At 66.4% G+C, this 23,194-nt stretch carries 23 protein-coding genes and 1 tRNA gene; 10 read left to right on the top strand and 14 right to left on the bottom strand.

The genetic code is table 11. From position 1 onward, the window contains the following. Positions 1 to 133: 133 nt before the first annotated feature. Complete coding sequence (locus LH19_RS23205; RefSeq protein WP_054732051.1) at positions 134 to 775, top strand: TetR/AcrR family transcriptional regulator; 642 nt, start codon at positions 134 to 136, stop codon at positions 773 to 775. A 123-nt stretch (positions 776 to 898) separates the two neighbouring features. Here LH19_RS23205 and metW read toward each other — a convergent pair whose 3' ends face one another. Both metW and metX read right to left on the bottom strand, forming a co-directional pair. Next, positions 899 to 1,486, bottom strand: a complete 588-nt coding sequence (gene metW / locus LH19_RS23200; protein ID WP_054732050.1) for a methionine biosynthesis protein MetW — start codon at positions 1,484 to 1,486, stop codon at positions 899 to 901. Position 1,487: 1 nt separating this feature from the next. Further along, entirely contained in the window at positions 1,488 to 2,609 is a 1,122-nt protein-coding gene (gene metX, locus LH19_RS23195) for a homoserine O-acetyltransferase MetX (RefSeq protein WP_054732049.1), read from the bottom strand. Between the two features lie 79 nt (positions 2,610 to 2,688). Here metX and hisC point away from each other — a divergent pair, with 79 nt between their 5' ends. Both hisC and LH19_RS23185 read left to right on the top strand, forming a co-directional pair. After that, positions 2,689 to 3,804, top strand: coding sequence for a histidinol-phosphate transaminase (hisC, locus tag LH19_RS23190; protein WP_054732048.1), 1,116 nt, complete (start codon positions 2,689 to 2,691; stop codon positions 3,802 to 3,804). Then, complete coding sequence (locus tag LH19_RS23185) at positions 3,801 to 4,706, top strand: prephenate/arogenate dehydrogenase family protein (RefSeq protein ID WP_054732047.1); 906 nt, start codon at positions 3,801 to 3,803, stop codon at positions 4,704 to 4,706. The genes hisC and LH19_RS23185 overlap by 4 nt, the downstream gene beginning before the upstream one ends. Before the next feature lie 7 nt (positions 4,707 to 4,713). On the opposite strand, the gene LH19_RS23180 is transcribed toward LH19_RS23185, so the two are convergent. From LH19_RS23180 to ftsE, 4 genes are read right to left on the bottom strand one after another with little or no spacing between them, the layout of a single operon-like run. Then, positions 4,714 to 5,445 carry a lysophospholipid acyltransferase family protein gene (locus LH19_RS23180; RefSeq protein ID WP_082396088.1) on the bottom strand — a complete coding sequence of 244 codons (732 nt, stop codon included), beginning with the start codon at positions 5,443 to 5,445 and terminating at the stop codon, positions 4,714 to 4,716. Positions 5,446 to 5,455: 10 nt separating this feature from the next. Then, positions 5,456 to 5,986 (bottom strand): YdcF family protein, encoded by a 531-nt coding sequence (locus LH19_RS23175; RefSeq protein WP_054732046.1) that lies wholly within the window; start codon positions 5,984 to 5,986, stop codon positions 5,456 to 5,458. Then, on the bottom strand, positions 5,983 to 6,900 hold the full coding sequence (locus tag LH19_RS23170; protein ID WP_054732045.1) for a cell division protein FtsX: 918 nt from the start codon (positions 6,898 to 6,900) through the stop codon (positions 5,983 to 5,985). The genes LH19_RS23175 and LH19_RS23170 overlap by 4 nt, the downstream gene beginning before the upstream one ends. Beyond that, positions 6,897 to 7,625 (bottom strand): cell division ATP-binding protein FtsE, encoded by a 729-nt coding sequence (gene ftsE / locus LH19_RS23165; protein WP_054732044.1) that lies wholly within the window; start codon positions 7,623 to 7,625, stop codon positions 6,897 to 6,899. The genes LH19_RS23170 and ftsE overlap by 4 nt, the downstream gene beginning before the upstream one ends. Positions 7,626 to 7,794: 169 nt before the next feature. Between ftsE and LH19_RS23160 the strand changes: the two genes are divergently transcribed. After that, positions 7,795 to 8,589, top strand: coding sequence for a zinc-ribbon domain-containing protein (locus LH19_RS23160; RefSeq protein ID WP_054732043.1), 795 nt, complete (start codon positions 7,795 to 7,797; stop codon positions 8,587 to 8,589). A 29-nt stretch (positions 8,590 to 8,618) separates the two neighbouring features. Here LH19_RS23160 and LH19_RS23155 read toward each other — a convergent pair whose 3' ends face one another. After that, complete coding sequence (locus tag LH19_RS23155) at positions 8,619 to 9,680, bottom strand: YeiH family protein (protein ID WP_082396085.1); 1,062 nt, start codon at positions 9,678 to 9,680, stop codon at positions 8,619 to 8,621. 106 nt (positions 9,681 to 9,786) lie between these two features. On the opposite strand from LH19_RS23155, the gene LH19_RS23150 reads away from it, so the two are divergent. After that, positions 9,787 to 9,863: transfer RNA gene (locus LH19_RS23150), tRNA-Arg, on the top strand. Positions 9,864 to 9,950: 87 nt separating this feature from the next. Here LH19_RS23150 and LH19_RS23145 read toward each other — a convergent pair. Beyond that, positions 9,951 to 10,637, bottom strand: coding sequence for a CerR family C-terminal domain-containing protein (locus tag LH19_RS23145; RefSeq protein ID WP_054732041.1), 687 nt, complete (start codon positions 10,635 to 10,637; stop codon positions 9,951 to 9,953). A gap of 70 nt (positions 10,638 to 10,707) precedes the next feature. Here LH19_RS23145 and LH19_RS23140 point away from each other — a divergent pair, with 70 nt between their 5' ends. Together LH19_RS23140 and LH19_RS23135 are read left to right on the top strand one after the other, a co-directional pair. Then, positions 10,708 to 12,069, top strand: a complete 1,362-nt coding sequence (locus LH19_RS23140) for an oxygenase MpaB family protein (protein ID WP_054734191.1) — start codon at positions 10,708 to 10,710, stop codon at positions 12,067 to 12,069. Positions 12,070 to 12,296: 227 nt separating this feature from the next. Then, positions 12,297 to 13,145, top strand: a complete 849-nt coding sequence (locus LH19_RS23135) for an alpha/beta fold hydrolase (protein ID WP_158514476.1) — start codon at positions 12,297 to 12,299, stop codon at positions 13,143 to 13,145. Here LH19_RS23135 and LH19_RS23130 read toward each other — a convergent pair. Both LH19_RS23130 and LH19_RS23125 read right to left on the bottom strand, forming a co-directional pair. After that, positions 13,142 to 13,801: a TetR/AcrR family transcriptional regulator gene (locus LH19_RS23130; protein WP_054732039.1), complete on the bottom strand. Its 660-nt coding sequence runs from the start codon at positions 13,799 to 13,801 to the stop codon at positions 13,142 to 13,144. The genes LH19_RS23135 and LH19_RS23130 overlap by 4 nt on opposite strands. Positions 13,802 to 13,866: 65 nt before the next feature. Further along, positions 13,867 to 14,787 (bottom strand): alpha/beta hydrolase, encoded by a 921-nt coding sequence (locus tag LH19_RS23125; protein ID WP_054732038.1) that lies wholly within the window; start codon positions 14,785 to 14,787, stop codon positions 13,867 to 13,869. A 174-nt stretch (positions 14,788 to 14,961) separates the two neighbouring features. Here LH19_RS23125 and LH19_RS23120 point away from each other — a divergent pair, with 174 nt between their 5' ends. Genes LH19_RS23120 through LH19_RS23110 form a run of 3 tightly spaced genes read left to right on the top strand, consistent with a single transcriptional unit; the run spans position 14,962 to position 19,262 of the window. Continuing rightward, positions 14,962 to 17,220 (top strand): TonB-dependent receptor, encoded by a 2,259-nt coding sequence (locus tag LH19_RS23120; RefSeq protein ID WP_082396081.1) that lies wholly within the window; start codon positions 14,962 to 14,964, stop codon positions 17,218 to 17,220. Between the two features lie 3 nt (positions 17,221 to 17,223). Next, positions 17,224 to 18,312 (top strand): DUF2817 domain-containing protein, encoded by a 1,089-nt coding sequence (locus LH19_RS23115; protein WP_054732036.1) that lies wholly within the window; start codon positions 17,224 to 17,226, stop codon positions 18,310 to 18,312. Beyond that, a complete protein-coding gene (locus tag LH19_RS23110) occupies positions 18,306 to 19,262 on the top strand; it encodes an alpha/beta hydrolase (RefSeq protein WP_054732035.1) in 957 nt (318 codons plus the stop codon). Before LH19_RS23115 ends, LH19_RS23110 begins: the two co-directional genes overlap by 7 nt. 6 nt (positions 19,263 to 19,268) lie before the next feature. Here LH19_RS23110 and LH19_RS23105 read toward each other — a convergent pair whose 3' ends face one another. Genes LH19_RS23105 through LH19_RS23090 form a run of 4 tightly spaced genes read right to left on the bottom strand, consistent with a single transcriptional unit; the run spans position 19,269 to position 23,151 of the window. After that, positions 19,269 to 20,318 carry a sulfotransferase family protein gene (locus tag LH19_RS23105; RefSeq protein ID WP_054732034.1) on the bottom strand — a complete coding sequence of 350 codons (1,050 nt, stop codon included), beginning with the start codon at positions 20,316 to 20,318 and terminating at the stop codon, positions 19,269 to 19,271. Between the two features lie 32 nt (positions 20,319 to 20,350). Further along, positions 20,351 to 21,541, bottom strand: a complete 1,191-nt coding sequence (locus tag LH19_RS23100) for a cupin domain-containing protein (RefSeq protein WP_054732033.1) — start codon at positions 21,539 to 21,541, stop codon at positions 20,351 to 20,353. After that, a complete protein-coding gene (locus tag LH19_RS23095) occupies positions 21,538 to 22,782 on the bottom strand; it encodes a radical SAM protein (RefSeq protein WP_158514475.1) in 1,245 nt (414 codons plus the stop codon). Before LH19_RS23095 ends, LH19_RS23100 begins: the two co-directional genes overlap by 4 nt. Positions 22,783 to 22,824: 42 nt before the next feature. Continuing rightward, positions 22,825 to 23,151: a hypothetical protein gene (locus LH19_RS23090; protein WP_145923578.1), complete on the bottom strand. Its 327-nt coding sequence runs from the start codon at positions 23,149 to 23,151 to the stop codon at positions 22,825 to 22,827. Positions 23,152 to 23,194 lie beyond the last annotated feature (43 nt).

Raw genomic sequence — 23,194 nt, 5'->3', positions numbered from 1 at the left:
CGCGCGCCAGCCAATAATGAAACATGAACCAAGTTTCAACTTGGAATGTCGATCGCGCGTTTTTTGCTTGCCACTGGTGCGGAAAAGCCACGATGGCGAAGCGGGGCGGAAGAGCGGGGAAGGACCGAGGCAGATGGATCAGCCGCATGTCGCGACAGGCGATACCGCAGCCGAGGCGGGCAATCCGGACAAGACGCCGCGCACCGAACGCGGGCGGCGCACCTTGCGCAAGCTGCTCGACGCTGCGGCGATAGAGTTCGGCGAGCGCGGCTTTCACGATGCCTCGATCAGCGCGATCACCCGCCGTGCCGGGACCGCGCTCGGCAGCTTCTACACCTATTTCGATTCGAAGGACGAAATCTTCCAGGCGCTGGTCCGCTATATGAGCGAACAGTTGCGCGACCATGTCACGCCGCTGGTGCAGGCGGCACCCGACGAGATCAGCGCCGAACGCATCGGGCTCGAATCCTTCCTTGGCTTCGTGCGCGAGCACAAGGAAATCTACCGGATCATCGACGAGGCCGAGTTCGTCGATTACGCCAGCTATCGCCGCCATTATGAAACGACCGTGGCGCGCGTCCGCCAGCGGCTGGAGGACGGCGCCGCGCGCGGCGAGATTCGCGCCGACGTCGGCGAGGTCCATGCCTGGGCGATCGGCGGCATGAACGTCTTTCTCGGGATGCGCTACGGATTGTGGGACGCCGACGCCGACATCGCCGAGATCGCGCGCATAGCGAACGACCTGCTCGCGAATGGGCTGAAGAAGCAGGATTAGATTGTTCCCCTCCCGCTTGCGGGAGGGGTTAGGGGTGGGCAGCGACGTCGCATTCGCCCGCCCCGCTGCGACGAGCGAGCAAGCTCGCAAGCCTCGCTGCCCCTCCCGCAAGCGGAAGGGGATTTAAGTACGCGAAATCAGGAAAATCGCATGTTCCGCGCGCCAGCTTGCGGCGGCGTCGCTCGTCGGCTTGTCGCCCGACAGATACCATGCCGCCTCGACCGCGATGCCCTTTTCGCGCAGCAGGTCGCGAAAATCGCTGACCGTGACATGGTGGATATTGGGGGTCGCATACCAGGCGACCGGGATCAGCCGCGTCACCGGCATGCGTCCGCCCCACAAAAGCGCGAGGCGGATGCGCCAGTGCGCGAAATTAGGAAAGCTGACGAAGGCGCGCGGCGCGATGCGCAGCAGCTCGTCGACGACGCGGTCGGGACGCTCGGTCGTCTGCAGCGTCTGCGACAGGATCGCATAGTCGAACGCGTCGCCCGGATAGTCGGCGAGGTCGCGGTTGGCGTCGCCCTGCACGACCGACTGGCCCCGCGCGATCGCCGCGGTGACGTTCGCGGGGTCGATTTCGAGCCCGCGCGCGTCGACGCCCTTGTCGCGCAGCGCCGCCATCAGCTCGCCGTCGCCGCAACCGATGTCGAGCGCGCGCGCGCCGGACGGCACGGCGCCGGCGATGATCGCAAGGTCGGGGCGCAGCGCCATGTCAGCCGCCGCTGCCGAGGGCGCCGGCGACGAGCCGGTCGAGCGCGGGGACGTCGAGGAGGAACGAGTCGTGCCCGAACGGCGCCGACAGCTCGACGAAGCTCGCCGCCGCGCCGACGCTTTGCAGCGCCTGGACAATGCGGCGCGATTCGGCGGTCGGATAGAGCCAGTCGGTGTCGAAGCTGACGAGTGTGAAGCGCACATCCTTCGCGCCGGTGAAGGCACCGGCGAGCCGCCCGTCGTGCGCGTCGGCGAGGTCGAAATAGTCCATCGCGCGCGTGATATAGAGATAGGCGTTGGCGTCGAAGCGGTCGGTAAAGGCGAGCCCCTGGTGCCGCAGATAGGATTCGATCTGGAAATCGGCGTCGAAGCCGAAGCTCTTGATGTCGCGCGCCTGCAGGCGGCGGCCGAACTTCTCGGTCAGCCCCGCTTCGGAAAGATAGGTGATATGCGCCGCCATCCGGGCGACCGCGAGGCCCTTGGCCGGGGCGCGGCGGCTGCCGTAATATTGGCCGTCCTGCCAGTCGGGGTCGGCCATGATCGCCTGCCGCCCGACTTCGTGGAACGCGATGTTCTGCGCCGAATGGCGTGCCGCGCTGGCGATGACGATCGCCGAGCCTAGGCGTTCGGGATAATGGGCGGTCCACGCGAGCGCCTGCATCCCGCCCATCGAGCCGCCGACGACCGCATGCAGGCGGTCGATGCCGAGATGATCGAGCAGCATCGCCTGCGCGCGCACCATGTCGGCGATAGTGATGACGGGGAAATGCATGCCGAGCGGCGCGCCGGTCGCCGCATCGGGGCTCGCGGGGCCGCTCGACCCCATGCAACTGCCGAGCACATTGGCGCAGAGGACGAAATAGCGGTCGGTGTCGATCGGCTTGCCGGGGCCGACCATGCGCGCCCACCAGCCGGGCTTGCCCGTCGCGGGATGGTCGCTCGCGACATATTGGTCGCCGGTGAGCGCGTGGCAGACGAGCACCGCATTCGCCCGGTCGGCGGCGAGCGTGCCATAGCTTTGATAGGCGATCGTCACCGACGGCAAGATCTGTCCGCTGTCGAGCGGCAGCGGCGCGGCAATCGTCACGCTCTGGTGCTGGATCTGGTGGAGCAGGCTCGCCATGACAGGCGCGGGGCTAAGCGGGTGCGGGAGTGCTGTCAATGCGCTGGACTTGGCGCGTGCAGCCGCTAAACGGCGCCGCATGACCGACAGCAGCGCCATCCTCACCCCCAAGCCGTGGATCAGCGGTATCGCGCCCTATGTGCCGGGCAAGTCGGCGGGTGCCGACGGTCGTCCCCTCATCAAGCTTTCGGCGAACGAAAATCCGCTCGGCACTGGCGAAAAGGCGCGCGCCGCTTTCGCGGCGGCGCAGGCGGCTTCCGACGCGCTGTCGCGTTATCCCGATCCGGGTTCGGCCCAGTTGCGCGAGACGATCGCGGCGAAATTCGGGCTCGACCCGGAGCGGGTGATCTGCGGCAACGGGTCGGACGAACTGCTCCACCTCGCCGCGGGAACCTATGCCGGGGCGGGGGACGAGATCCTCTATGTCCGTTACGGCTTTGCGGTCTACGAGATCGCTGCGCGCCGGGTCGGCGCGGTGCCGGTCGAGGCCGACGACCGCGATTATGCGACCGACGTCGACGCGCTGCTCGCCGCGGTGACCGACAAGACGCGCGTCGTCTATCTTGCCAACCCGAACAATCCGACGGGCACGCTCGCGACGCGCGAAGAGGTCGCGCGCCTCTATGCCGGGTTGCCGAAGAATGTCCTGTTCGTGATCGATCAGGCCTATAGCGAATATCTGTCGGAGGCCGAGGACGATGGCGGGCTCGAGCTCGCGAAGACGCAGCCCAATGTGTTCGTCACGCGCACCTTTTCCAAGATTCACGGGCTTGCCGCCGAGCGCATCGGCTGGGGCTATGCGGCGGCGGAGGTGATTTCGGCGCTGCACCGGATCCGCCTGCCGTTCAACGTCACGCGCGCCGGACAGGCCGCGGCGGTCGCGGCGCTCGGCGACGACGACTTCGTGACGCACAGCCGCGAGCATAATGCGAAGTGGCGGGCGTGGTTGACCGGCGAGCTCGAAAGCCTCGGCAATCACGGGATTCGCGTCGTGCCGTCGGCATGCAATTTCCTGCTCGTGCTGTTCGAGGGCGAGACGAGCGCCGAGACCGTCTATAACCGGCTGATGGAGGCGGGCTATATCGTCCGCTGGTTGCCGGGGCAGGGAATTCCGCAGGCGCTGCGCATGACGATCGGCACCGAGGATGAAACGCGCGGGCTCGCGGCGGCGATCCGCGCCGCGCTGAACGGCTGATGGCGATAGAGCGCGTCGCCATCGTCGGGTTGGGCCTGATCGGCTCCTCGGTCGCGCGCGCCGTCAAGGAGCGGTTGCCGCAGGTGACGGTCGTCGGCCATGACGCCAAGGCCGAGGTGCGCGACATCGCACGCGAACTCGGCTTCTGTGACATAATCGCCGATGCGCCGGCCGCTGCGGTCGCCGACGCCGACCTCGTCATCTTTGCCGTCCCCGTCGGCGGCATGGCCGATGCGGCGCGCGCGGTGGCGCCGGGCCTCCGCGACGGCGTGATCATTTCGGACGTCGGTTCGTCGAAGGCGGGGGTTGCCGCCGCGCTCGGCGCCGCGCTGCCCGGCCATATCGTCATTCCGGCGCACCCGGTCGCAGGGACCGAGAACAGCGGTCCGGCAGCGGGGTTCGCGAGCCTGTTCGAGGGCCGCTGGTGCATCGTCACCCCGGGCGCCGGTGCGCCCGAGGATGCCGTCGCGGCGCTCGCCGGTTTCTGGCAGGCGCTCGGTGCCCGGGTCGAGACGATGGACGCGGCGCACCACGACATGGTGCTCGCGGTGACCAGCCACCTGCCGCACCTCATCGCCTATACGATCGTCGGCACGGCCAGCGAGCTCGAGGAAGTGACCGAGAGCGAGGTGATCAAATATTCGGCGGGCGGTTTCCGCGACTTCACGCGCATCGCGGCGAGCGATCCCGTGATGTGGCGCGACGTCTTCCTCGCCAACAAGGAAGCGGTGCTCGCGACGCTGCAGCGCTTCAACGAGGATCTGACCGTGCTCCAGCAGGCGATCCGCCGCGGCGATGCCGGCAAGCTCGAGGACTGGTTCACGCGGACGCGCGCGATCCGCCGTTCGATCATCGAGCAGGGACAGGATGACGCCGCGCCCGACTTCGGGCGGAAACACTAAGGGCGATTCAGGCCGAAGCCTTGCCCGCCAGCAGCGCTTCGGGCGGGTTCAGCGCATTGATCGCGCGCCACACGCGGTCCTCGGCCTCCTCGCGCGGCAGGCCGGCGGGGATGGTTTCACCGATCTTGTAGGTGATCGTCCCCGGCCATTTGACCCAGCGGCGCGGCGGATAGGCGATGCCACTGTTCACCGCGACGGGGATCACCGGCACGCCGAGCAGGCGGTAGATGCCCGCGAAGCCCGAGCGCAGCGGCGGCGCTTCGCCATGCGGAATGCGTGTTCCTTCGGCGAACAGCACCAGCGGGCGGCCCTTGGCGAGCGCGGCCTTGGCAGCGTTCAGCATGGCGCGCATCGCCTTGCCGCCGCCGTCGCGGTCGACCGGAATCAGGCCATAGAAATGCGCCGCCTGCCCCCAGACGGGAATATTGAACAATTGTTCCTTGGCGAACACCGCAGGATGCCTGAAGAGTCCCGGCTGCTCGATCGTCTCGAACGCGCCTTCATGCTTGAAGACATAGAGGACGGGAATGTCGGGCATCTCGCCATCGACGACGATCTTGTGGCCAAGCACGAAGCGGCAGATCAGCCGGTGGAACTGCGCCCAGATGCGCACGAACCAGATCGTCGCCTTGTGCGAGACCGGCAGCGAGATCACCGCGCCGATCGAGCTGAAGCTGCTCATCAGGACGAACAGCAGCCAGAACAGGATCGAGCGGAGGAGGGCGATGGTGTAGCGCACGAAAGGGCGTTTACAGGCCGAGCAGCCCGCCCGCCAGCCCCGCGAGATATTTATGATATTCGCGGAACAATGTCGCGAAATTGGGCTGGCTGCGTACCGCATCGGGAAGGATCGTCACCTTGTCGCCGATCGCGCGGCCGATCTCATATTCGGCGCGGCGCATATGCCAGTCGGTGGTGATCAGGCGGATGCTCTTGTAGCCCCGCCGTGCAACCCATGTCGCCACTTCGGTCGCGTTCGACCGCGTGTCTTCGGCCTCGAAACCCAGTGCGATGCAGCAATCGAACAATTCTTCGGGGCGCTTATATTCGGCGGCGAGCTCCCTGGGCTTCACCTCGCGCGCAACGCCGCTGATCAACAGGCGCTTGGCGTCGCCCGCCTCGAGCCGCTCGAGCGCGCGGTCGATCCGGCCCGGGCCGCCGGTGAGGACGACGATGGCGTCGGTCTTTTCGGCCTTGGCGGGGAGCGGCAGCAGCAGCGCGAACCATGCGAAGCCGAGCACCCAGGCCAGGAACAGGAGGGAAAGCAGGCGCTTGATCATAAAATCTTCTTGAGCGCGGCGAGCAGGGTCTGGCGCGCCGTCAGGGCTGCGAGCGCGATAGCCAATAGCGGCAACGCCAGCAAGAGCGCCCAGCCCGCCGGACCCAGCGACGCGGTCGCGGCGAGCCCCGACGTGACCCCCGACCATTGCCAGCCGATCAACAGCAAGATCGCCGCCGCGACGACACTGCCAAGCGCGATCCCGTAAGCGGTGTCGATCGCGATGCGGCGCTGGAACAGGCGGGTGATCTGGCGGTCGGTCGCGCCGATCAGGTGCAGCATCTCGATAGTCGCATAATGGGTGCCGAGCGCGGCGCGCGCGGTCATGATCACGACGGCGGCGCTCGCGAGTGTCATTAGCAGCACGAGGGCGCCCGCGACCCACGCGAGGCTGCGGATCAGCCGCGCGACGGGCCCCAGCCATTCCGCGTGCGGGATGATGCGCGCACCGGGGGCTTCCTGGGCGACGAGCGTGCGTAGCGCTTCCATATGCCCGGCGCGATCCTCGCCGACGAAGTCGATATCGACCAATGCGGGCAGGGGCAGCGAACGCAGCACCGGGTCGTCGCCCCCCGCGCCGCCGTCCTCGCCGCCGAACCACTGGCCGAGCGTCGCCCGCAGTTCCTGCTGGTCGACGCTGCGCGCCGAGCGGACAAAGGATTGCGCGGCGGCGCGGCGGCGGAGCGCCGCCGCCTGTTCGGCGCGGGCCACCGGATTGGCGGTAACGATCTGCACCGTCACCCGGCCGGCGATCGCACTGCCGATCGCATTTGCCGAGCGCGCGAGGCCGACCCCGGCGGCGGCGGCAAGCAGGGTCAGCATCATCAATATCGCGATGACCCACGGCGTCGGTCCCGACAGGCGGCGGTCGGGGAGCAGGCGGCGGTGCTGGACGGGAACGCGGGGGATGATCATGCGCGATTCGGCGGATAGCGCAGCGCGCCGGTCGGATCGGCGAGCCGCCCCTTTTCGAGCCGCATCATCTGCGCATTGTCGATACGGCTGATCAGATGGATATCGTGGGTCGCGACGACGACGGTCGTGCCGAGGCGGTTCAATGCCTCGAACAGCCCGAGCAGGCGCATCGCCATGTCGGGATCGACGTTACCCGTCGGTTCGTCGGCGACCAGCAATTGCGGCCGCGCGATCACCGCGCGCGCGATCGCGACGCGCTGTTGCTCACCGCCCGACAGCGTCGCGGGGCGCGCATCGGCGCGTTCGTCGAGGCCGATCCAGCTCAGCATCTCGCCAACCGGTCCCGACAGATCCTCTTCGCTCACCCCCGCGATGCGCAGCGGCAGCGCGATATTGTCGCGCGCCGACAGATGGGGGATCAGGCGGAAGTCCTGGAAGACGACGCCGATACGGCGGCGAAAGCCGGGCAGGCGGTGGCGCGGCATGCTGACCAGATCCTCGCCGAACAGCCGCACGATGCCGCGGCTCGGCCGCTGCGCGAGATAGAGCATCTTGAGCAGCGAGGTCTTGCCCGCGCCCGAAGCGCCGGTGAGGAAATAGAAGCTGCCCGGCTGAAGGTTGAAGCTGATGTCCGAAAGCACTTCGGCATCGGGACCGTAGCGTAGCCCGACACCGTTGAATTCGACCATCGCGCCGCCCGGGCGCGGGCTGAGGGCGTCGGTCATGGCGTCACGCGCGCGTCAGGCCGCGCGGGCGTCGGAATAAGGTTCGGGGGCGCTGCGGCGCTCATTCGCTGCCTGTTACACGGCTGCCGGGCGAGGTAAAGTGGGGAGTAACCTCGCTGTCGCGACGCGGCGCTTGCAACGGTGCGAATCAGCGTGTTTAGAGTGACGCATGATCCTTGCCTGCCCGTCCTGTCATACGCGGTATGTCGTGCCCGATACGGCAATCGGACCCAATGGCCGCACCGTCCGATGCGCCAATTGCCGGCATAGCTGGTTCCAGGAACCCGCCGCCGCGGCGACGGTGGCACCGCCGGTCACGAGTGCGACGCCGGCTGAAGCCGCGCCTACTGCATCGGCGCCGGCCCCGGCAGCTCCGGCTTCTCCTCCCCCGGTCGAGCCTCCGCCCCCCGCGCCCACCCCGGTCGTCGAACCGGCTCCGGCGCCGCCGCCCGAGGCCTTTGCCGCCGAACCCGCGCCGCGGCCCGCCCCGGCGGTTGCTGCGAGCGAGGCGCCCCTGCCTTTCCGGCGCCCGCGGCGCAATCCGGCGAAGCGCTGGACGCTGATCGCCGCGAGTGCCGCGGTGCTGATGATCGCCGCCACCGGCGCGCTCTATTGGTTCGGGCTGCCGGGCTGGGCACAGGGGCTCGGCATTCCGGGCATGGCTGACGAGCCCGACCTCGTGATCGAGCTCCCGCCCAATCAGGACCATCGCGAACTCGCCGACGGGACGATCTATTTCGCCGCGTCGGGGGTGATCATCAACCCGACCGACCGCGAACAGCGCGTGCCGCCGATCCTCGCCGAGCTGCGCGATGCGCAGGGGACGATCGTCTATAGCTGGACGATCAAGCCGCCGGTGCGCATGCTGCCGCCGAACGAGAAGGTCAATTTCAGCGAGGCCAAGCTCGACATCCCGCGCCGGGCAACGCAGCTCACGGTAAGCTGGGCGCTCCCGAAAGAATGATTTCCGCTATTTAGTGTGACGTCGCGGCGTCACAGGCTGAGCGCCGCGGCGAGCGAGAGCAGGAAGCTGGTCAGCGTCGCGACGATGATCGGCGCGAAACTGCGCCATCCCTGATCGAGCAGCAGGTGCAGCCGCGCCTTCATCGCGGTGGCGACGATCGCGAGCAGGAGCAGCGCCTGCGCGCCGGTGGCGGCGGCGCCCTGCACCGGTTTCGGGATCGCGACGAGCGAATTGACCGCGGCGACGGCGAGAAAGCCGACAATGAACCACGGGAGGCGTAGCGGGATACGGATCTTTCCGTCGCTTTCGCCGCTGCGGCCGAGCCATAGCGCGACGAGCATCAGCATCGGCGCGAGCAGCGCGACGCGCGCGAGCTTGACGATCGTCGCGACCTCGCCCGCTTGCGGCGAGAAGGAGAAGCCGCCGCCGATCGCCTGCGCCACGTCGTGGATCGAGGCGCCGATCAGGAAACCCGCCTGTGCATCGGTCAGGCCAAGCTGCGCCGCGAGCACCGGATAGAGCGTCATCGCCAGCGCGCTCGCGACGGTGATCCCGACCAGCGTCAGCGTGAAGCGCGCCTGATCGACGCGCTTGTCGCCGATCAGCGAATAAAGCGCGAGCGCCGCCGACGCGCCGCAGATCGCGGTGGCGCCGCCCGCCAGCAGCGCGGCATGGCGGTCCTGCGCGAACAGCCGCGCGGTCGAGACGGTAACGACGATCACCGCGAGCATGATGATGAGGAGCAGCGCGAAGGGCAGCGGCCCGAGTTCGGCAAGCTGCTGCGCGGTGACGCGTGCGCCGACCAGAACGATGCCGATCCGCAACGCGGTTTGCGACATCAGGTCGAGCCCGGCGTGGGTGCGTGCATCCTGCGACAGGAAACTGAGCGCGAGCCCGATCAGCAGTCCCATCAGCACGATCGGCGCGGCATAATGATCGGCAAGCCAGGCGGCGGCGAGCGCGGCGATCGCGGTGACGAGCACTCCGGGCAGATAGTCGCGCCAACGATGGCGTGCGGGCGGATGCGCTTCGAGCTGCATCTCGCCATACAGGTCGGCGGCCATCGGCCAATGCTGTTCGGATGCTTTCACGCGCGTTCCGGGTCCCGTTTCGCGGCTCGGCTTGGCACATCTGTGCGGTCCGGTCGATAGGCCATTGCTGGCGCGCTGCAGGCTTGCTAGAGGCCGCGCTCTACCGGCACCCGTAGCTCAGCTGGATAGAGCGCTGCCCTCCGAAGGCAGAGGCCAGGGGTTCGAATCCCTTCGGGTGCGCCATTACCTCGGTATTTTATTGCTTTAAATGGCTCTCGGCAGCAGGCTCGGGGTTCGAATTCGCTGCCCTGCGTTTCGCCAAGCGCTATTCTAACGGCAGAACGCGTCGATCTGCTCGTTGAGAGCGGCCGTGATTTGCGCGACGTGATCATCGTCGCCCGCGGTCCGGGCAACGACGCGCTGTCCCGAGCGGAAACCGGTCAGGCTGGCGATCATCATCACGGCGCGAACCCTGCTGTCCGTGGTCGAGAGGCGCCCTCCCGCAGCGCGCTCCAAAAGGGCCGCCGCGAGTTCGATGCCCGGCTGCCATAGATCGGCGTAGAGGATTTCGAACGCCGGCCCGGGGCTGGTCATTTCGCGCTGGACGAACATCGCGCGATCCTCGGCTCCCGCTTCGGACAAGAGGAAATGCGCGAGCGCCGCGAAGAGTTGTTTGAGATGCCCTGCCGCGTCCTCGCGCGCCAATGGCCGCGCCAATGCGCCGCCGGCCGCCTCGCCGACGGCGCCGATGCCGCGGCGGAAAGAGGCGACGATTTCATGCGCGCAGGCGAGATAGAGCCCTTCCTTGTTGCCGAAATAATAAGTGAGTCCGGGCAGGTTGGTACCGGCCGATTCGGCAATCTGGCGCGTCGTCACAGCCGCAAATCCCTTGCTGCCGAATGCCGCGAGCGCCGCGTGCAGAATGCGCACCCGCGTTTCCTCGCCCTTGCGATAGCCACCGTCGGTCGAACGTATGGGGGCAGTTTTCTGGGTATTTTTCCCGGTCGAGGGTGGCATTGCTGAACCTGCTTGAATTTCTATCAAATGATACATATCATCCGGGAACCGAATGGAAGGACGAATCTCGATGAGCGAGCTTGCGACGGAAAGCCTCTGGGCAAAAGTGGAATCGCAGAAGGCCGTGAATCCCGGCATGTACGGCTCCTTCGATTTTACCGTCGTGCCGGAGCGCTTCGCCGACCAGCCGGGCGACGTGACGCAGCTTGGCGAGGCGACCGAGAAGCAGCGTCAGGCCATCCTGTCGAATCGCGAGCGCGTCGAGGTGATCCGCGCCTATTCGATGATGGGCGACCTGGTCGCCGACGCCTATGCCGCGCTGATGCGCCAATATGGCTTTCGCGCGCTCGTCGACATGCTCGTCCAGGCTTGCGACAGCGGCGTCGAAAGCGTGGCCGGGGCACCGCCCGAACTCGCTGCCTTTATCGCCGACATGGAGCGCAAGCCCGACTGGGTCGACATGGCACTGGTGGAGGAGGGCGCGCGGATAGACCGGAACTCCGCCGCCAATTTCGGGCCCTTCATCATTCGCGGCGCCTTCATTGCGACGTTCATGAACAAATATTCGGCGCTGCCGATGGCGATCACCAACACATTGTCGAGCGAGACCGCCGGCCGGCGGGTCAAGGAGACCGCCACCTTCTTCTCGACATCGGTCCTTCCGGGCGCGCTGGAGCGGTACGGGCCGGGGTTCAAGGCGGCCGCGATGGTGCGTCTGATGCATTCGATGGTGCGGGCCAACATCTTGCGGCGGCCCGGGGACTGGGACCAACGCGTCTACGGCTTCCCGATTCCGCAGGTCGACCAGATGCCCGCCGGACTGATTCCGATTTTTCTGCTGTCGTACAAGATGATTGCCGAGGGGCGGACCGAATTTACCCGCGAAGAGCGCGCGCGTGTCGAGCTTGCCCGTTATCGCTGCTTCCTGCTCGGCCTTCCCGAAGAACTGCTTGCCGATACCCCTCAGGGCATCGTCGACTTGATGTCGACCCGTGCCGCGACGCTGCGCCAGGACTATGACGACAATATTTGCGGCGAGCTTTTGCGGGCGACGATGGCCGCGGACCTCCGGGCGAGCGATAGCCTCGCCGAAACGGTGCATGCCTTCTTCGAGCGGGCGATGGCGAAGCTCTTTTTCCTGCGGAGCTTCATGGGCGGTGACCGGGCCAAGGCCGCAGCGATCGGCGTCGATATCGGCGTCGGCGACCTGATCGTGGCTGGCGCTGCCGGAGCTTTCGTGGCGGCCCGCATCGGGCTCTTCGCTCTGGCATCGCGGCTGCCGGGATTGCGCGATATTGCCGACCGGCGGCTGGTGGCGAAAATCGAAAAACAGCTCGCCGGTTATGGCAAGGCGCACTTCACGACAGATGCCACAAGCTATCGCTCGCGGCAGGGGGCAGGCGATCTCGCCGCCGACCCTTCCCCACTGTAAGGGCCTGGGGAACGGCTTCGATCTTTGCAGCCATCGATATCTTTACCGCCAATGCGAGCCTTCTTCGCCGGATCGGCGTCGGCTTGGGGAAGCGACTGAGCCCGCCATTCCTTCGCAAACGCCCTGCCGGCTTCGCGCCATTCGGCGCCCCCGCGGATAGTACCTCCACAATTTGCTAGCCATTATGCACAATTGTGCATATGGTTTTTCGGCAGCGATTGGAGGTGATGATGATTGTCAATGTGGAAGGCGCCCGACTTTTCTTCGATGTCGCCGGGCCCGGGTTACACGCCGCCGCAGGCCGGATGGAGGCGCGCCCCACCTTGATCGTGCTGCACGGCGGGCCGGGTTTCGATCATTCGCCGATGCGACCCTATTTCGATCGCTATGCGGATACGCATCAGGTCGTCTATCTCGATCATCGCGGCAACGGACGGTCGAGCGGGGCGCCCGATAGCTGGACATTGCGGCAGTGGGGCAGGGATGTGAAATCCTTCTGCGAAGCGCTCGGGATCGAAAAGCCCGTCATATTCGGGGTCTCGTTCGGCGGGATGGTCGCGATGTCCTATGCCATCCAGTTTCCCGATCATCCGGCAAAACTGATCCTGTCCTCGACTGCGGCGAAGCTCGACCTGCGCGCGACCTATGCGATCATGGAGGAACGTGGCGGCGCCCATGCGCGGGAGGTGGCGGAGCGCGTGTTTGCGACAGCCGACGATGCGGCGATGGAGGAATATCGTTCCGTCTGCATCCCGCTCTATAATACCACCGCCGATCCCGACGCAGCGGCGGCCCGCGACCGCGCGATCATCCGGCACGAGGTCGCGCGCCATTTCTTTCTCGGCGAGATGCGGACGATGGACCAATTGCCGGCTCTTGCGCGCATCGCCTGCCCGACGCTCATTCTCGCGGGGCGGCACGACCCGATCACGCCGGTGCCGTGCAGTGAGGATATGGCGGCGGCAATCCCGGCCGGGCTGGCGCAGTTGCTGGTGTTCGACAATGCGGGGCACGGCGTGCACCGCGACGATCCCGACGGGGCCGATAAGGCGATGCGGGCGTTCCTCGCTGCCTAGGCTTTGCCTTTCGCCTGCATCGCCTCGAACTGGAGGCCTGCTTCGATAAGCTGCCACAGGCGCACCTCGCCCCTGTTAGTGCGCTCAATTTCTTCCATCGACATCAGGTCGACGCCCATCAGTTGCTCGATATTGGGCGACAGCAGGAAATAGCCGAGCCGGATCATGATCATGCGGATCGGATCCTGCAGCCAGCTATCCTCCGGAAGCTGCTGGTTGAGGCGATAGATGCCGTTCTCCCGCAGATGATCGATCATCCGGCGGATATAGTCGTTCGCCGCCGGCCGCTGCTCGAGGATGCAGCGCCGGATGAAGGCGAGCTTCGGCTTGAGCTGCCGGAATTGTTCGGCCTGATCGCGGATAAAGCCGATCACCTCGTCCGACGAGCTGACGAAACCGGTGAAGGTCGAGAGGCGGAATATCTCGTCGAAGACCATCTTTTCTGCCGCGTCACGGAGGCCTTCCTTCGATCCAAAGGCGACGCGGATCAGTGCAAAGGAGACGCCCGCACGGTCGGCAACCGCGCGAACCGAGGTGCCGTCGAACCCGTCGCGGCCGAATAATTCGATCGCGGCTTCGAGCAGCCGCTCCTTGCCCTTCGAAAGCGGCTGGGCCGCATCGTCGATCGGGGCGTTCTCGGCAGGCAGCGCAGGCACGGGCGGACAATTCCTCTCTCGTCTTGTGTTGCGGCTTTCGCACCGGAGCCGCGCCGGCACAAGCCTCAGGCTGCCAGCGCGGCGCGGGCCCTGGGCGTCGGGCCGGGCAAGGCGAAGTCGAGCAGCGCATTGATGGCGGTCGTTGCGACGGCGGTGTGGGTTTCGCCTGCGAACAGCCTGGATTCGACTCGATATCCCGCCGCACCTTCGACCGCCGCCAGTCGTTCGGCAAGGCTTTGCGCGTTGTCGACCATCGCTGCCTGGAGCACGGCTTCGGCCGGCATCTGGGGAATGTAGGAGGGGTCTTGCTCATGCTCGCCGACGCCGACGAACACCCTCGGGGCAGCTTCGCCCGTGCGGACCCGGTGCACGAAACCGGCTTCGCCCTTCAGCACCGCTTGTCCGTCCCACCAGATTGACGGGCTGAGGGCGAGAAAGGTCGAGAACATTGCCGGGCGTGTGAAAAGTGCGTGAAGCGTGAACATGCCGCCGAGCGAGTGTCCGAACAGTATGTCGCGTCCGGCCGCGACCGGGACCAGTTCGCTGACGCGCGGTTTGATCTCGGTTTCGATGATGTCGAGGAAAATGTCAGCCTCGCCGAAGCGATCGACGGCGAGCCCGCCAAGCTGACGGGAAATGCCCGCCTGCTCTTCGCTGCTCGCCTGCGTCGGCGTCAGATCGGCATTGCGGCGCTGGAGGCAGGCGAGGAGGTCGGATCGCGATTCGGGATAGCCGATGCCGACGACAACGGCCGGTTCGAGTTCGAGCGTATGGCTGCGGATGCGTGCGGTGGAGACAAAGGCCGGAAAGTGCATGTCGCCGTCGACAACATAGAGCACGGGATATCCGCCTTCGGGCGGCGCCCCGGCCGGGAAGGCGATCTGCACGCAATAATCGCGCCCATTGAGCCCCGAGCGGAAGTCGATCTGGCCGCTCATCGGAACGGTTGCCGCGGGCAGCGAGGAGGAGTGCCAATATTCGCTCATGTCGGATTGCCTTTCGGTCTGTTGCCCGACTCGAATAGACCGCTTGCAAAATATGCACAATCGTGTAGTGCACAATTGTGCAGTCGAGAGAATCGGCGGGCATAGGATGGATTCGGTGCCAGGGCGGGTGAATATCCGGGCTCGAGCGCCGATCGGGTGGAGGGAGCTCGCAAGATGATCGTTCGGACAGCTATGTGGAAAACCATGTTCGGCTGCGGCGCCGCTTTGGCGGCGCTTGCGGCCGGCGGCGCTGCGTGGGCGCAGGATAGGTCCGCCGGTTCTGCGGCATCGGCGGACGACGACAGCGAAATCGTCGTGACGGCGCAGAAGCGCTCGGAGAAATTGAGCGACGTCCCGGTCGCCGTCACCGCCGTGAGCGCCGACCAACTCCAGGCCGCCGGCGCGGTCACGCTCCGCGATTTGAGCGCGTCGGCGCCCGGCCTGCAGATTGCGGGCGGCATCGGGTCGGGCTCGCTGACGATTCGCGGGATCACCTCGGGCAACGACGGCAATTCGACCGTCGGGCTGCAGATCGACGGCGCGCCGGTCGGCCCGGCGGCGTTCGGCGCCGCGGGCGGCTCCTATATGCCCGAACTCGATCCCTCGCTGCTGACGCAGGTCGAGGTGCTGCGCGGCCCGCAAGGCACGCTCTATGGATCGAGCACGCTCGGCGGCATCGTGAATTATGTCCTGAAACAGCCAAATCTTGGCGAGACCGAAGGCAGCTTCTTTGCCGAGGGCATGACGACACGCAAAGGCGAACTCGGCGGCACGCTCCGCGCCATGGTCAACACGCCGCTCGCGACCGACCGCGTCGCGCTCCAGATTGGGGGCTTCGGTAGCGCGCTCGGCGGTTTCGTCGACAATGTCGCGGCGGGCCGGGAGGATTTCAACAACCGCAAATCCTACGGCGGCCGGATCGCGCTCGCGGCAGAGCTTACGCCCGATCTCAGGGTCACGATTTCGGACCTCTATTCGCGCGTCGAATCAAAACAGGATCTGGTCGTCTACAACCCGGCGACGCAGCGGCCGGCGGCTGGCGATCTCGTCAACAACGATGCCGTACTGCCGGTCTACAACAGCAAGCTCAACATGGTCGCGCTGAACGTCGACGCCGATCTGCACTGGGCAACCCTGTCGTCGATCACCAGCTACCAGAATCTGGATTCGCGCAATCTGGTCGACTTCACCGCCGCACGGCTGGGCGCCATCGTCGTGAACTTCCTGCCGCTTTATGGCGGGGTGACGCTGCCGACCCCGGCCAATCCGGCGGTGTCGGTCGAACTCGGTACCGACAAGATCACGCAGGAACTGCGCCTGACCTCGCCCGACGACGGCTCGTTCAAATGGGTCGTCGGCCTGTTCTACAATCATGAGAAATCGCAGAACGCGCAGGTCGTCTCGTCCTACGACGAAAATGGCCGGCCGCGTCCCGGCAATCTCTCGCCGTTGGTCCGCTATGACCTGCTGACGCACTACACCGAATATGCGGGCTTCGGGAACGCGACCTGGTCGCCCACCCCCAAACTCGACATCACCGGCGGCATCCGGGTGCAGTTCATCGATCAGGATTATCGTCAGCTCTATTCGGGCAGCGACGCGGCGGCGCTCAACGCGTTGTTCGGCGACTTCGGCTTCTCGCCGACCCCTGCCGACTCCGGCCTGGCGAAGGACAGCGACAGCGTCGTCACCTACCTTGCCAGCGTCCGCTATAAATTCTCGCCGCGCAGCATGGTTTATGCGCGCTTCGCGACGGGCTTCCGCCCCGGCGGCCCGAACATCATCGTGCCCGGCCTGCCGACGACCTTCGAGCCTGACACGACCTATGATTACGAGCTGGGGGTCAAGACGAGCTTTTGGGAGGGGCGCGGCTTTTTCGACCTCAGCCTCTACAATATCGACTGGAAGAATATCCAGATCCTGACGATCGCGAACGGAATCAACGGGCAGACCAACGGCGGCAGCGCGACGAGCCGCGGCGTCGAGGCGTCGCTGCGCCTCGAGCCCGCCGACGGACTGACGCTGTCGGGCAGCTTCGCCTATTCGGATGCCAAGCTCAACGAAACGATCCCAGGCGGGCTGGGCACCAAGGGCGACCCGATGCCGATGAACCCCAAATGGAGCGGTTCTTTGTCGGCGGATTACGAATGGCCGATGGGCGATGCGGAAGGTTTCGTCGGCGCGTCCGCGAATTTCGTCGGCAAACGCTATTCGGGTTTCCAGAGCAGCCTCGTCTATGCGCAATATGTCCTGCCGTCCTACACGCTGGTCAACCTGCGTGGCGGGGTGCGGGTCGACGACTGGGAGTTCAGCCTCTTCGTCCGCAACCTCGGCGACGAGCGCGCGCAACTCGGCGCCACGACGCTGGCGAGTAATCTGGTGGCCGTCCAGCGCCCCCGGACGATCGGCGCCGCTATCAGCAAGCGTTTTTGATCGATGGACGCCAGTCAGGCCTTCAGCGCGAGCTATGCCGAGGCGCGCGGCAAGTTTCTGACGCTTGCCCAACGTCGCGGCGCGCGCCTGCTTTCACGGGCGCATCCCTCGCGGACGGGCGTGAGCGGCGAGGCGCTGGCGATGGACCTTGCCGTGTTCGGCGACCCCGACGCCGCGCGGACGCTGCTGCTGATATCGGGGACGCACGGACAGGAAGGCTATACGGGATCGGCGATCCAGCTCGCATATCTGGACAATCTGGATGTTCCGGCGGGTGCCAATATCGTCCTGCTCCACGCGCTCAACCCGTGGGGCTTTTCGCACCTGTCGCGCACCGACGAGGCCAATATCGATCTCAACCGCAATTTCCGTGATTTCGCCGCGGGGCTTCCCGCGAACCCGGTCTACCGGAAATTGCACCAGGCCTTGTGCCCCGACGACTGGAACGAGGCGACGATCGATTGGACCGCGATGCGCGACCGCATCGTCGCCGAACATGGCTGGGCGGATTTTCTGAGCGGCTTTACCGGCGGGCAGTTCGAAAATCCGCAGGGCATGAACTTCGGCGGACAAGCGCCGGCCTGGTCGAACGAGGCGGTGTCGGAGCTGTTGCCGCAGATGCTCCGGAACACGCGAAAGCTGGCGTTCGCCGAATGGCACACCGGCCTCGGCGCCTATGGCGAGCTTTGCCACATCTGTGTCCACGATCCCGCCTCGCCGCACCATGCGCGGGTGTTCGACTGGCTCGGGGAAGAGGCGCGCGCGACGATGGCGGCGGCGTTCGATGGCGCTGCGGGGGTCACCCCGTCCTACACCGGGCTCTTCTCGGCCTGGCTACCCGGTGCCGTGCCGTGGGCCGAATGCGCGGGGCTCGCGATCGAGGTCGGCACATACGACAATGAAAAGGTGACGGACGCGCTGCGGATCGACCGCTGGTTGAAGTTCGGCAAGGGATCGGCGGAGCAGCGCGAAGCGTTGCGTGCGGTGATGATGGACCGGCTCTGCCCGGCCGATCCGGTCTGGCGCAGCCGGGCGGTCGCCAACGGCTGCGCGGCGCAGGCGCAGATGCTCGCCGGGTTGCTGGCATGGTGATATCCGCCATCGACCCGTGTCCATTCGTTCCGCAGCGGCACGACCAGTTCACGGTCGAGGCGGCGGGCCTCGGCGATTATGCGATCGACGTATCGATGCCGGCGAATGTGCCGGACGACGCGCGCCTGCCGGTCATCCTCGCGGTGGACGGCAACCTGCTGTTCGACATCGTGCAAACGGTCGTCCACGGCCGCTTCGCGAGCGTCGCCAGCCCGCTGCCGCCGTCGATCGTCGTGGGTGTCGGCTATCCGGAGCAGGAGGGTTTCGCGAGCTTCTATGCGCGCCGCAACTTCGATTTTCATGGCCCGTGGGACATGACCGACGACCTCGGTCTGCGGCTGCACGAGATTTTCGGGCACCTCAAATCGGTCGAGGGCCGGGGCGATCTGCGGATGCGGGCCGGTGGTTACGAGCGTTTCTTGGCGTTTCTGCGCGACGACCTGTTGCCTGGTCTGGCGGCGCACTATCCGGTCGATCTGGCCGCGCGCCACACGTTGATCGGCGATTCGGCTGGCGGACATTTCGCTTTGCGCGCGCTCTTCGACGCGGGTTCGCCCTTCTCGCGCTATGTTGCGATCAGCCCGAGCCTCAGGACCGCGCCCGGATCGATCGAACGCGCCGAGGCCGAATTTGCTTCGGTGCATGGCGATCTGGCGGCGGACATTTTCATCTGCGCCGGGAAGGAGGAGGTCGGCACGAGCCGCGACAATGCGCTTTGCGGCTTCGGCAGCGCGGTGACATGGTGTGCGGAGCAACTGGCGCTGCGGCAGTGGCCGGGCACGCGGTTCGACTGCGAGATCATGAACAACGAAGATCATGTGTCCATCGCGGCGCGGGCAATTTCGGCCGGCTTGCGATCGGTGCACCGCGTCCGGCCCGGCATATATCGGCAAGTGACGGCCGACGTTGCCGCAGGATCCGCCGCCACGCCGGATTGCGATCCCGGATGAGTGTCTTCAGCGGCATCGACAGCCAAGCGATTCGCCGGCGGTGACCGCGGTCACGATTTCGGCGAGATCGGGGGCCAGAACCGCGCGCCGGTGCTTTCCCGACGGGTCGAACACCTCGGCCGACGCGGCCTTGGAATAGGATGCCAGCGTCGCTTCCAGCGCGGCCGGGGCGAGCGGCGGGCCATCGTCGCCCAGATGGCTGCGGAGCTTGGCGAGGGTTGCAGCGGGGTTGCCGACGATATCCTCATAATCGACGAACATGATGCGCTTGCCGGGCAGGCACCGCGCGGCCGTGACCGTGCTTCGCCAGGCTTCGGCGAAGAACCGGACCGCGCCGGCCCTTTCGCTTGCCGCGAGCTGCGCGCTGGCGGGACCATACCAGTGCGGCGGTTCGGCAAGGAAGGAGGCGACCGTTTGCCAGGGGTCGCGAACGACGACGATGACCGGGGTGCCGGGGAAGCGCGCCAGCAGCGGCGCGGCGAGCGGGGTCGTCCACGAACTGAGCTTCACGAGCGATTTGCGTGGGCGCACGGCGTGGGCGAGGCAGCCCGCCAACTGCCCGGCCAGCGTGTCGATTCGATCGATCGCGGCCGGATCGCGCGTCGCGGCGCGGGCAAGGAAGAGGCTGTTCAGACATTCGGGTTCGCGCAGCGCGACCCAGTCGCCGCCGCTCGCCAGCAGATTGCAAAGGAGGGTCGAGCCGCAGCGGCCGACGTGGAGGATGATGCCGTCCGGGGCGGCACGCGGCGGCTCGGCGCCAGCGATGGCGTTGGCCGGCAGGCTGAACGTCCGGCGCCCACCGGCCCGCGACCTTGCGCGGCCGACGCTGTCGTCGAAGGTCGGTGCATCGAACGCTTCGCCCGCCATATCGAGGAAACGGATATCGAGATTATCGCCGACCCCGACCGGCATCATCGTGCAGCGCGACAATGCCGATCCGTCGAGCAGTTCGCGCAATTCCGCCGGGTGAATCCCGAGCCGCGCCGCCGTCTCCGCCTCGCCCGCGAGGCCGGCGAGCAGAAGACCGATATCGATCGCCGCCCTATCACCGATCATGGCTCGGGATGACGATGCGAGCCCGTGCATCGTCAGTCCGCAGGCATCTGGACGAGGAACCCGTCGACCAGCAGCTTGCGCGCAAGGTCCGTCCGTTCGCCCGCCGATATGCCCGGGATCTCGGCAACGCGGAACGGCTCTTTCTGTCGCGACAGGAACAGCATCGCATCGCGGTGGTTGCTGTCTGCGGTGACGAGAGTCTGCGCGAATTGCAGCCCGACCCCGCCGGGCAGCGCCATGACGCGGGCATAGAGCGGCTGGTTGCGCGCGAGTCGGCTCGCCTCGGTGATGCTGCCGCTGCCAGTGACGTCGTCGACCAGCCGGCCGGCGGGGGGACAGCGTCCGCGGCGGAGTAGGCTGTCTTCGATCGCGCCGACCGCATCGCCGATCGCGCGGTCGTCGATCATCGCCGCCAGCTCGCGCGCCAGCCCGGCAAGGCGGGCGCGCTGCGCCGGATCGTTGAGATAGCGCGGCGGCAGCCGTTCGAGCACCCGGTCGTCGCGGATCGCCATCGTGTCGAGCGCCGCCTTGACGAGTTCGAGCATGTTCGGCGGATGGATGCCGAGCGTCAGGTGAATCGACGTCTCGTCGAGCGTTTCGGCGGCATGGACGCGGCCGCGGGGGACGTAGAGCACGTCGCCGGCGCGAAGGATCAATTGCGTCGCGGGCGACAGGTCTTCGCCGACGAACAGCTCGCGCTGCTGCAACTCGCTGGCGGGCACGTCGCCTTCCTGCTCATAGATATGCCAGCGCTTCGACCCCTCGATCTGCAGGATGATGACGTCATGATCGTCATAATGCGGCAGGAACCCCTGCGATCCGGGCGGGGTGATATAGGCGTTGACCTGCGTTTCGAAGTTGAGTTCGACCTCCAGCGAGCGCGCCAGCGCCGCGACCGCGCCGACATAGCGTTCGAGCCCGTTAAGGATGATCGTGAAGCCCGCCGCGAAATCGTTGCGCAGCGCAACCATGTCGATCGCGCCGTTGCCGAGGCGATAGGCGGCGAGCTCCTTTTTCTCCTTGCCCTTGACCAGCCGGACACCGGCGGGGTCGGGGCGGCCATATTCGAGGAACTCCTCGAGCGCCTGCGCGCTGAACAGCCCGGCGAAATAGCCGGGGTCGCCCCGGCGGACGACATGATGCTCCTTCGCCCAGAAGTCGGACAGGAAGCGGTCGGTCGAAAGCGGATGGAACAGCCATGCCGCGGTCTGGTCGTGGATCATAGGGCACCGAATTTTTCTGTGACGAGATGGGCGGGATAGCCGCCTTCGACGAGCCGCTGGCAAACCGTCGCGTACAGGCCCTTGTACGCGCCGCAATAGACCGACGGATTGTCGAAGCCGCTCGCGGCCGAGAAACGATTTTCGAGGTCGCCGCCGCGGCACATGTCGCGCCAGCGGCAGTCGCGGCAGCCGGTGGGGATACTGTTCGCAGTCGTCTCGATCTCCTGAAAGATCGGATTGCCCAGGAAATCGCGCAGCGAATGCGTTGCCATCGGCCGCACCGGGGCGCGGCTGTACCAGTCGAGCGCCGGGATATAGCTGTCGTCGATCGCCACCGTGCCGTCGCTGCGCGCGATCACCACCTGATTGCTCTTGCGGCCGCGGCGAAAGATCGCGCCCGGCGTCACGTTGGCGCGGAAATGGACCATCGTCTGGTCGATGAACTTGATGCGCACCGCCTGATTGTCCTCGGCGAGCCAGGCGTCGAAGATTTCGGACAGGCAGCGGCCATAGTCGGCCGCTTCGTCCGAGGCGCGGAAGGCGGTATCGTCGACATTGCGGTCGGGGAGCAGGAAATTGAGTTCCTCGACCCCCAGATCGCGCAGATAATGATAGATGTCGCGATAGTCGTTGGCGCTGTGCAGCACGCTGATCGTCGAGGGCAGCGGCGCGCCATAGGGGCGCGCGGCGACGAGGCGGCGGATCGCATCCTCGCTGCGCTGAAAGGTCGACCGGCCGCGCTTGTCGAGCCGAAAACGGTCGTTGGCGGCTTGCGGGCCGTCGATGCTGATCCCGACGCCGACGGCATGTTCGATGAACCTGTCGGTCCAGCGTTCGTCGAGCAGCACGCCGTTGGTCTGGATCGCGAGCGACAGCGTCGCGACGGGTTCGATCACGTCGCGCAGCGTCCGGCACGCCTTGCCGAACGCGTCGGCGCCGATCATCGCCGGCTCGCCGCCGTGGAAGGCGAGCTTGGCGTGCGGGATGCGCAGTTCGGCGCAGCCGTCGGCCATCCAGTGCGCCAGCCGCTCGGTCACCGCATGCGGCGCATAGGCGGGGCGTTCGAGCGGCGTTTCGTCGCCCATATGGAAATAATAGCAATAGCTGCAGTTGATGTTGCAGCGCTCGGCCACCTTGTAGACGACCTGAAGCGCGTCGATCGAATCGGGCTGGCTGGCCCGCCACTCGCGGCGACGGACAAGGGTGTCCGCCGCCGGAGCGATGCCGAGTTGCTGGTTCACGAGCAATCCTTCATCGTCTTGAGATCATGGGAGCGAGCGCGATCAGCCGCCGCCGCCGCGCGTCACGCCGCCTGCGACATTGCCGGGCTGAACGACATTGCCCGGCTGGATGACGTTGGTGACGAGATCGCGGATGTTGGTGAGCGCCTGCGACTGGTTATAGTCGCCGCCGCCCTGCTTGTGGTCGCCGCCCTTCTGGGTGTAGCCGCCCTGACCCTGATTATAATCGGGGTCGGCAGCGACGGGCGAGAAGGCGGCTTCGCCGGGCGAGATCAGCCCGTCGATAATCGCCTGGCCGATCAGCTTGCGGCGCTCGGTCGAGACCGATGCCAATGTCTTGAGCTTGTCGGCGTCATGTTTTCCAGCCATTTCCATTCTCCTTGTGCATAGGGATTTGCCCGCGCGCGAAAGG

Source organism: Sphingopyxis macrogoltabida (assembly GCF_001314325.1).
Classification (GTDB): Bacteria; Pseudomonadota; Alphaproteobacteria; order Sphingomonadales; family Sphingomonadaceae; genus Sphingopyxis; species Sphingopyxis macrogoltabida.
This window is presented reverse-complemented; position numbering and strand designations above follow the sequence as displayed.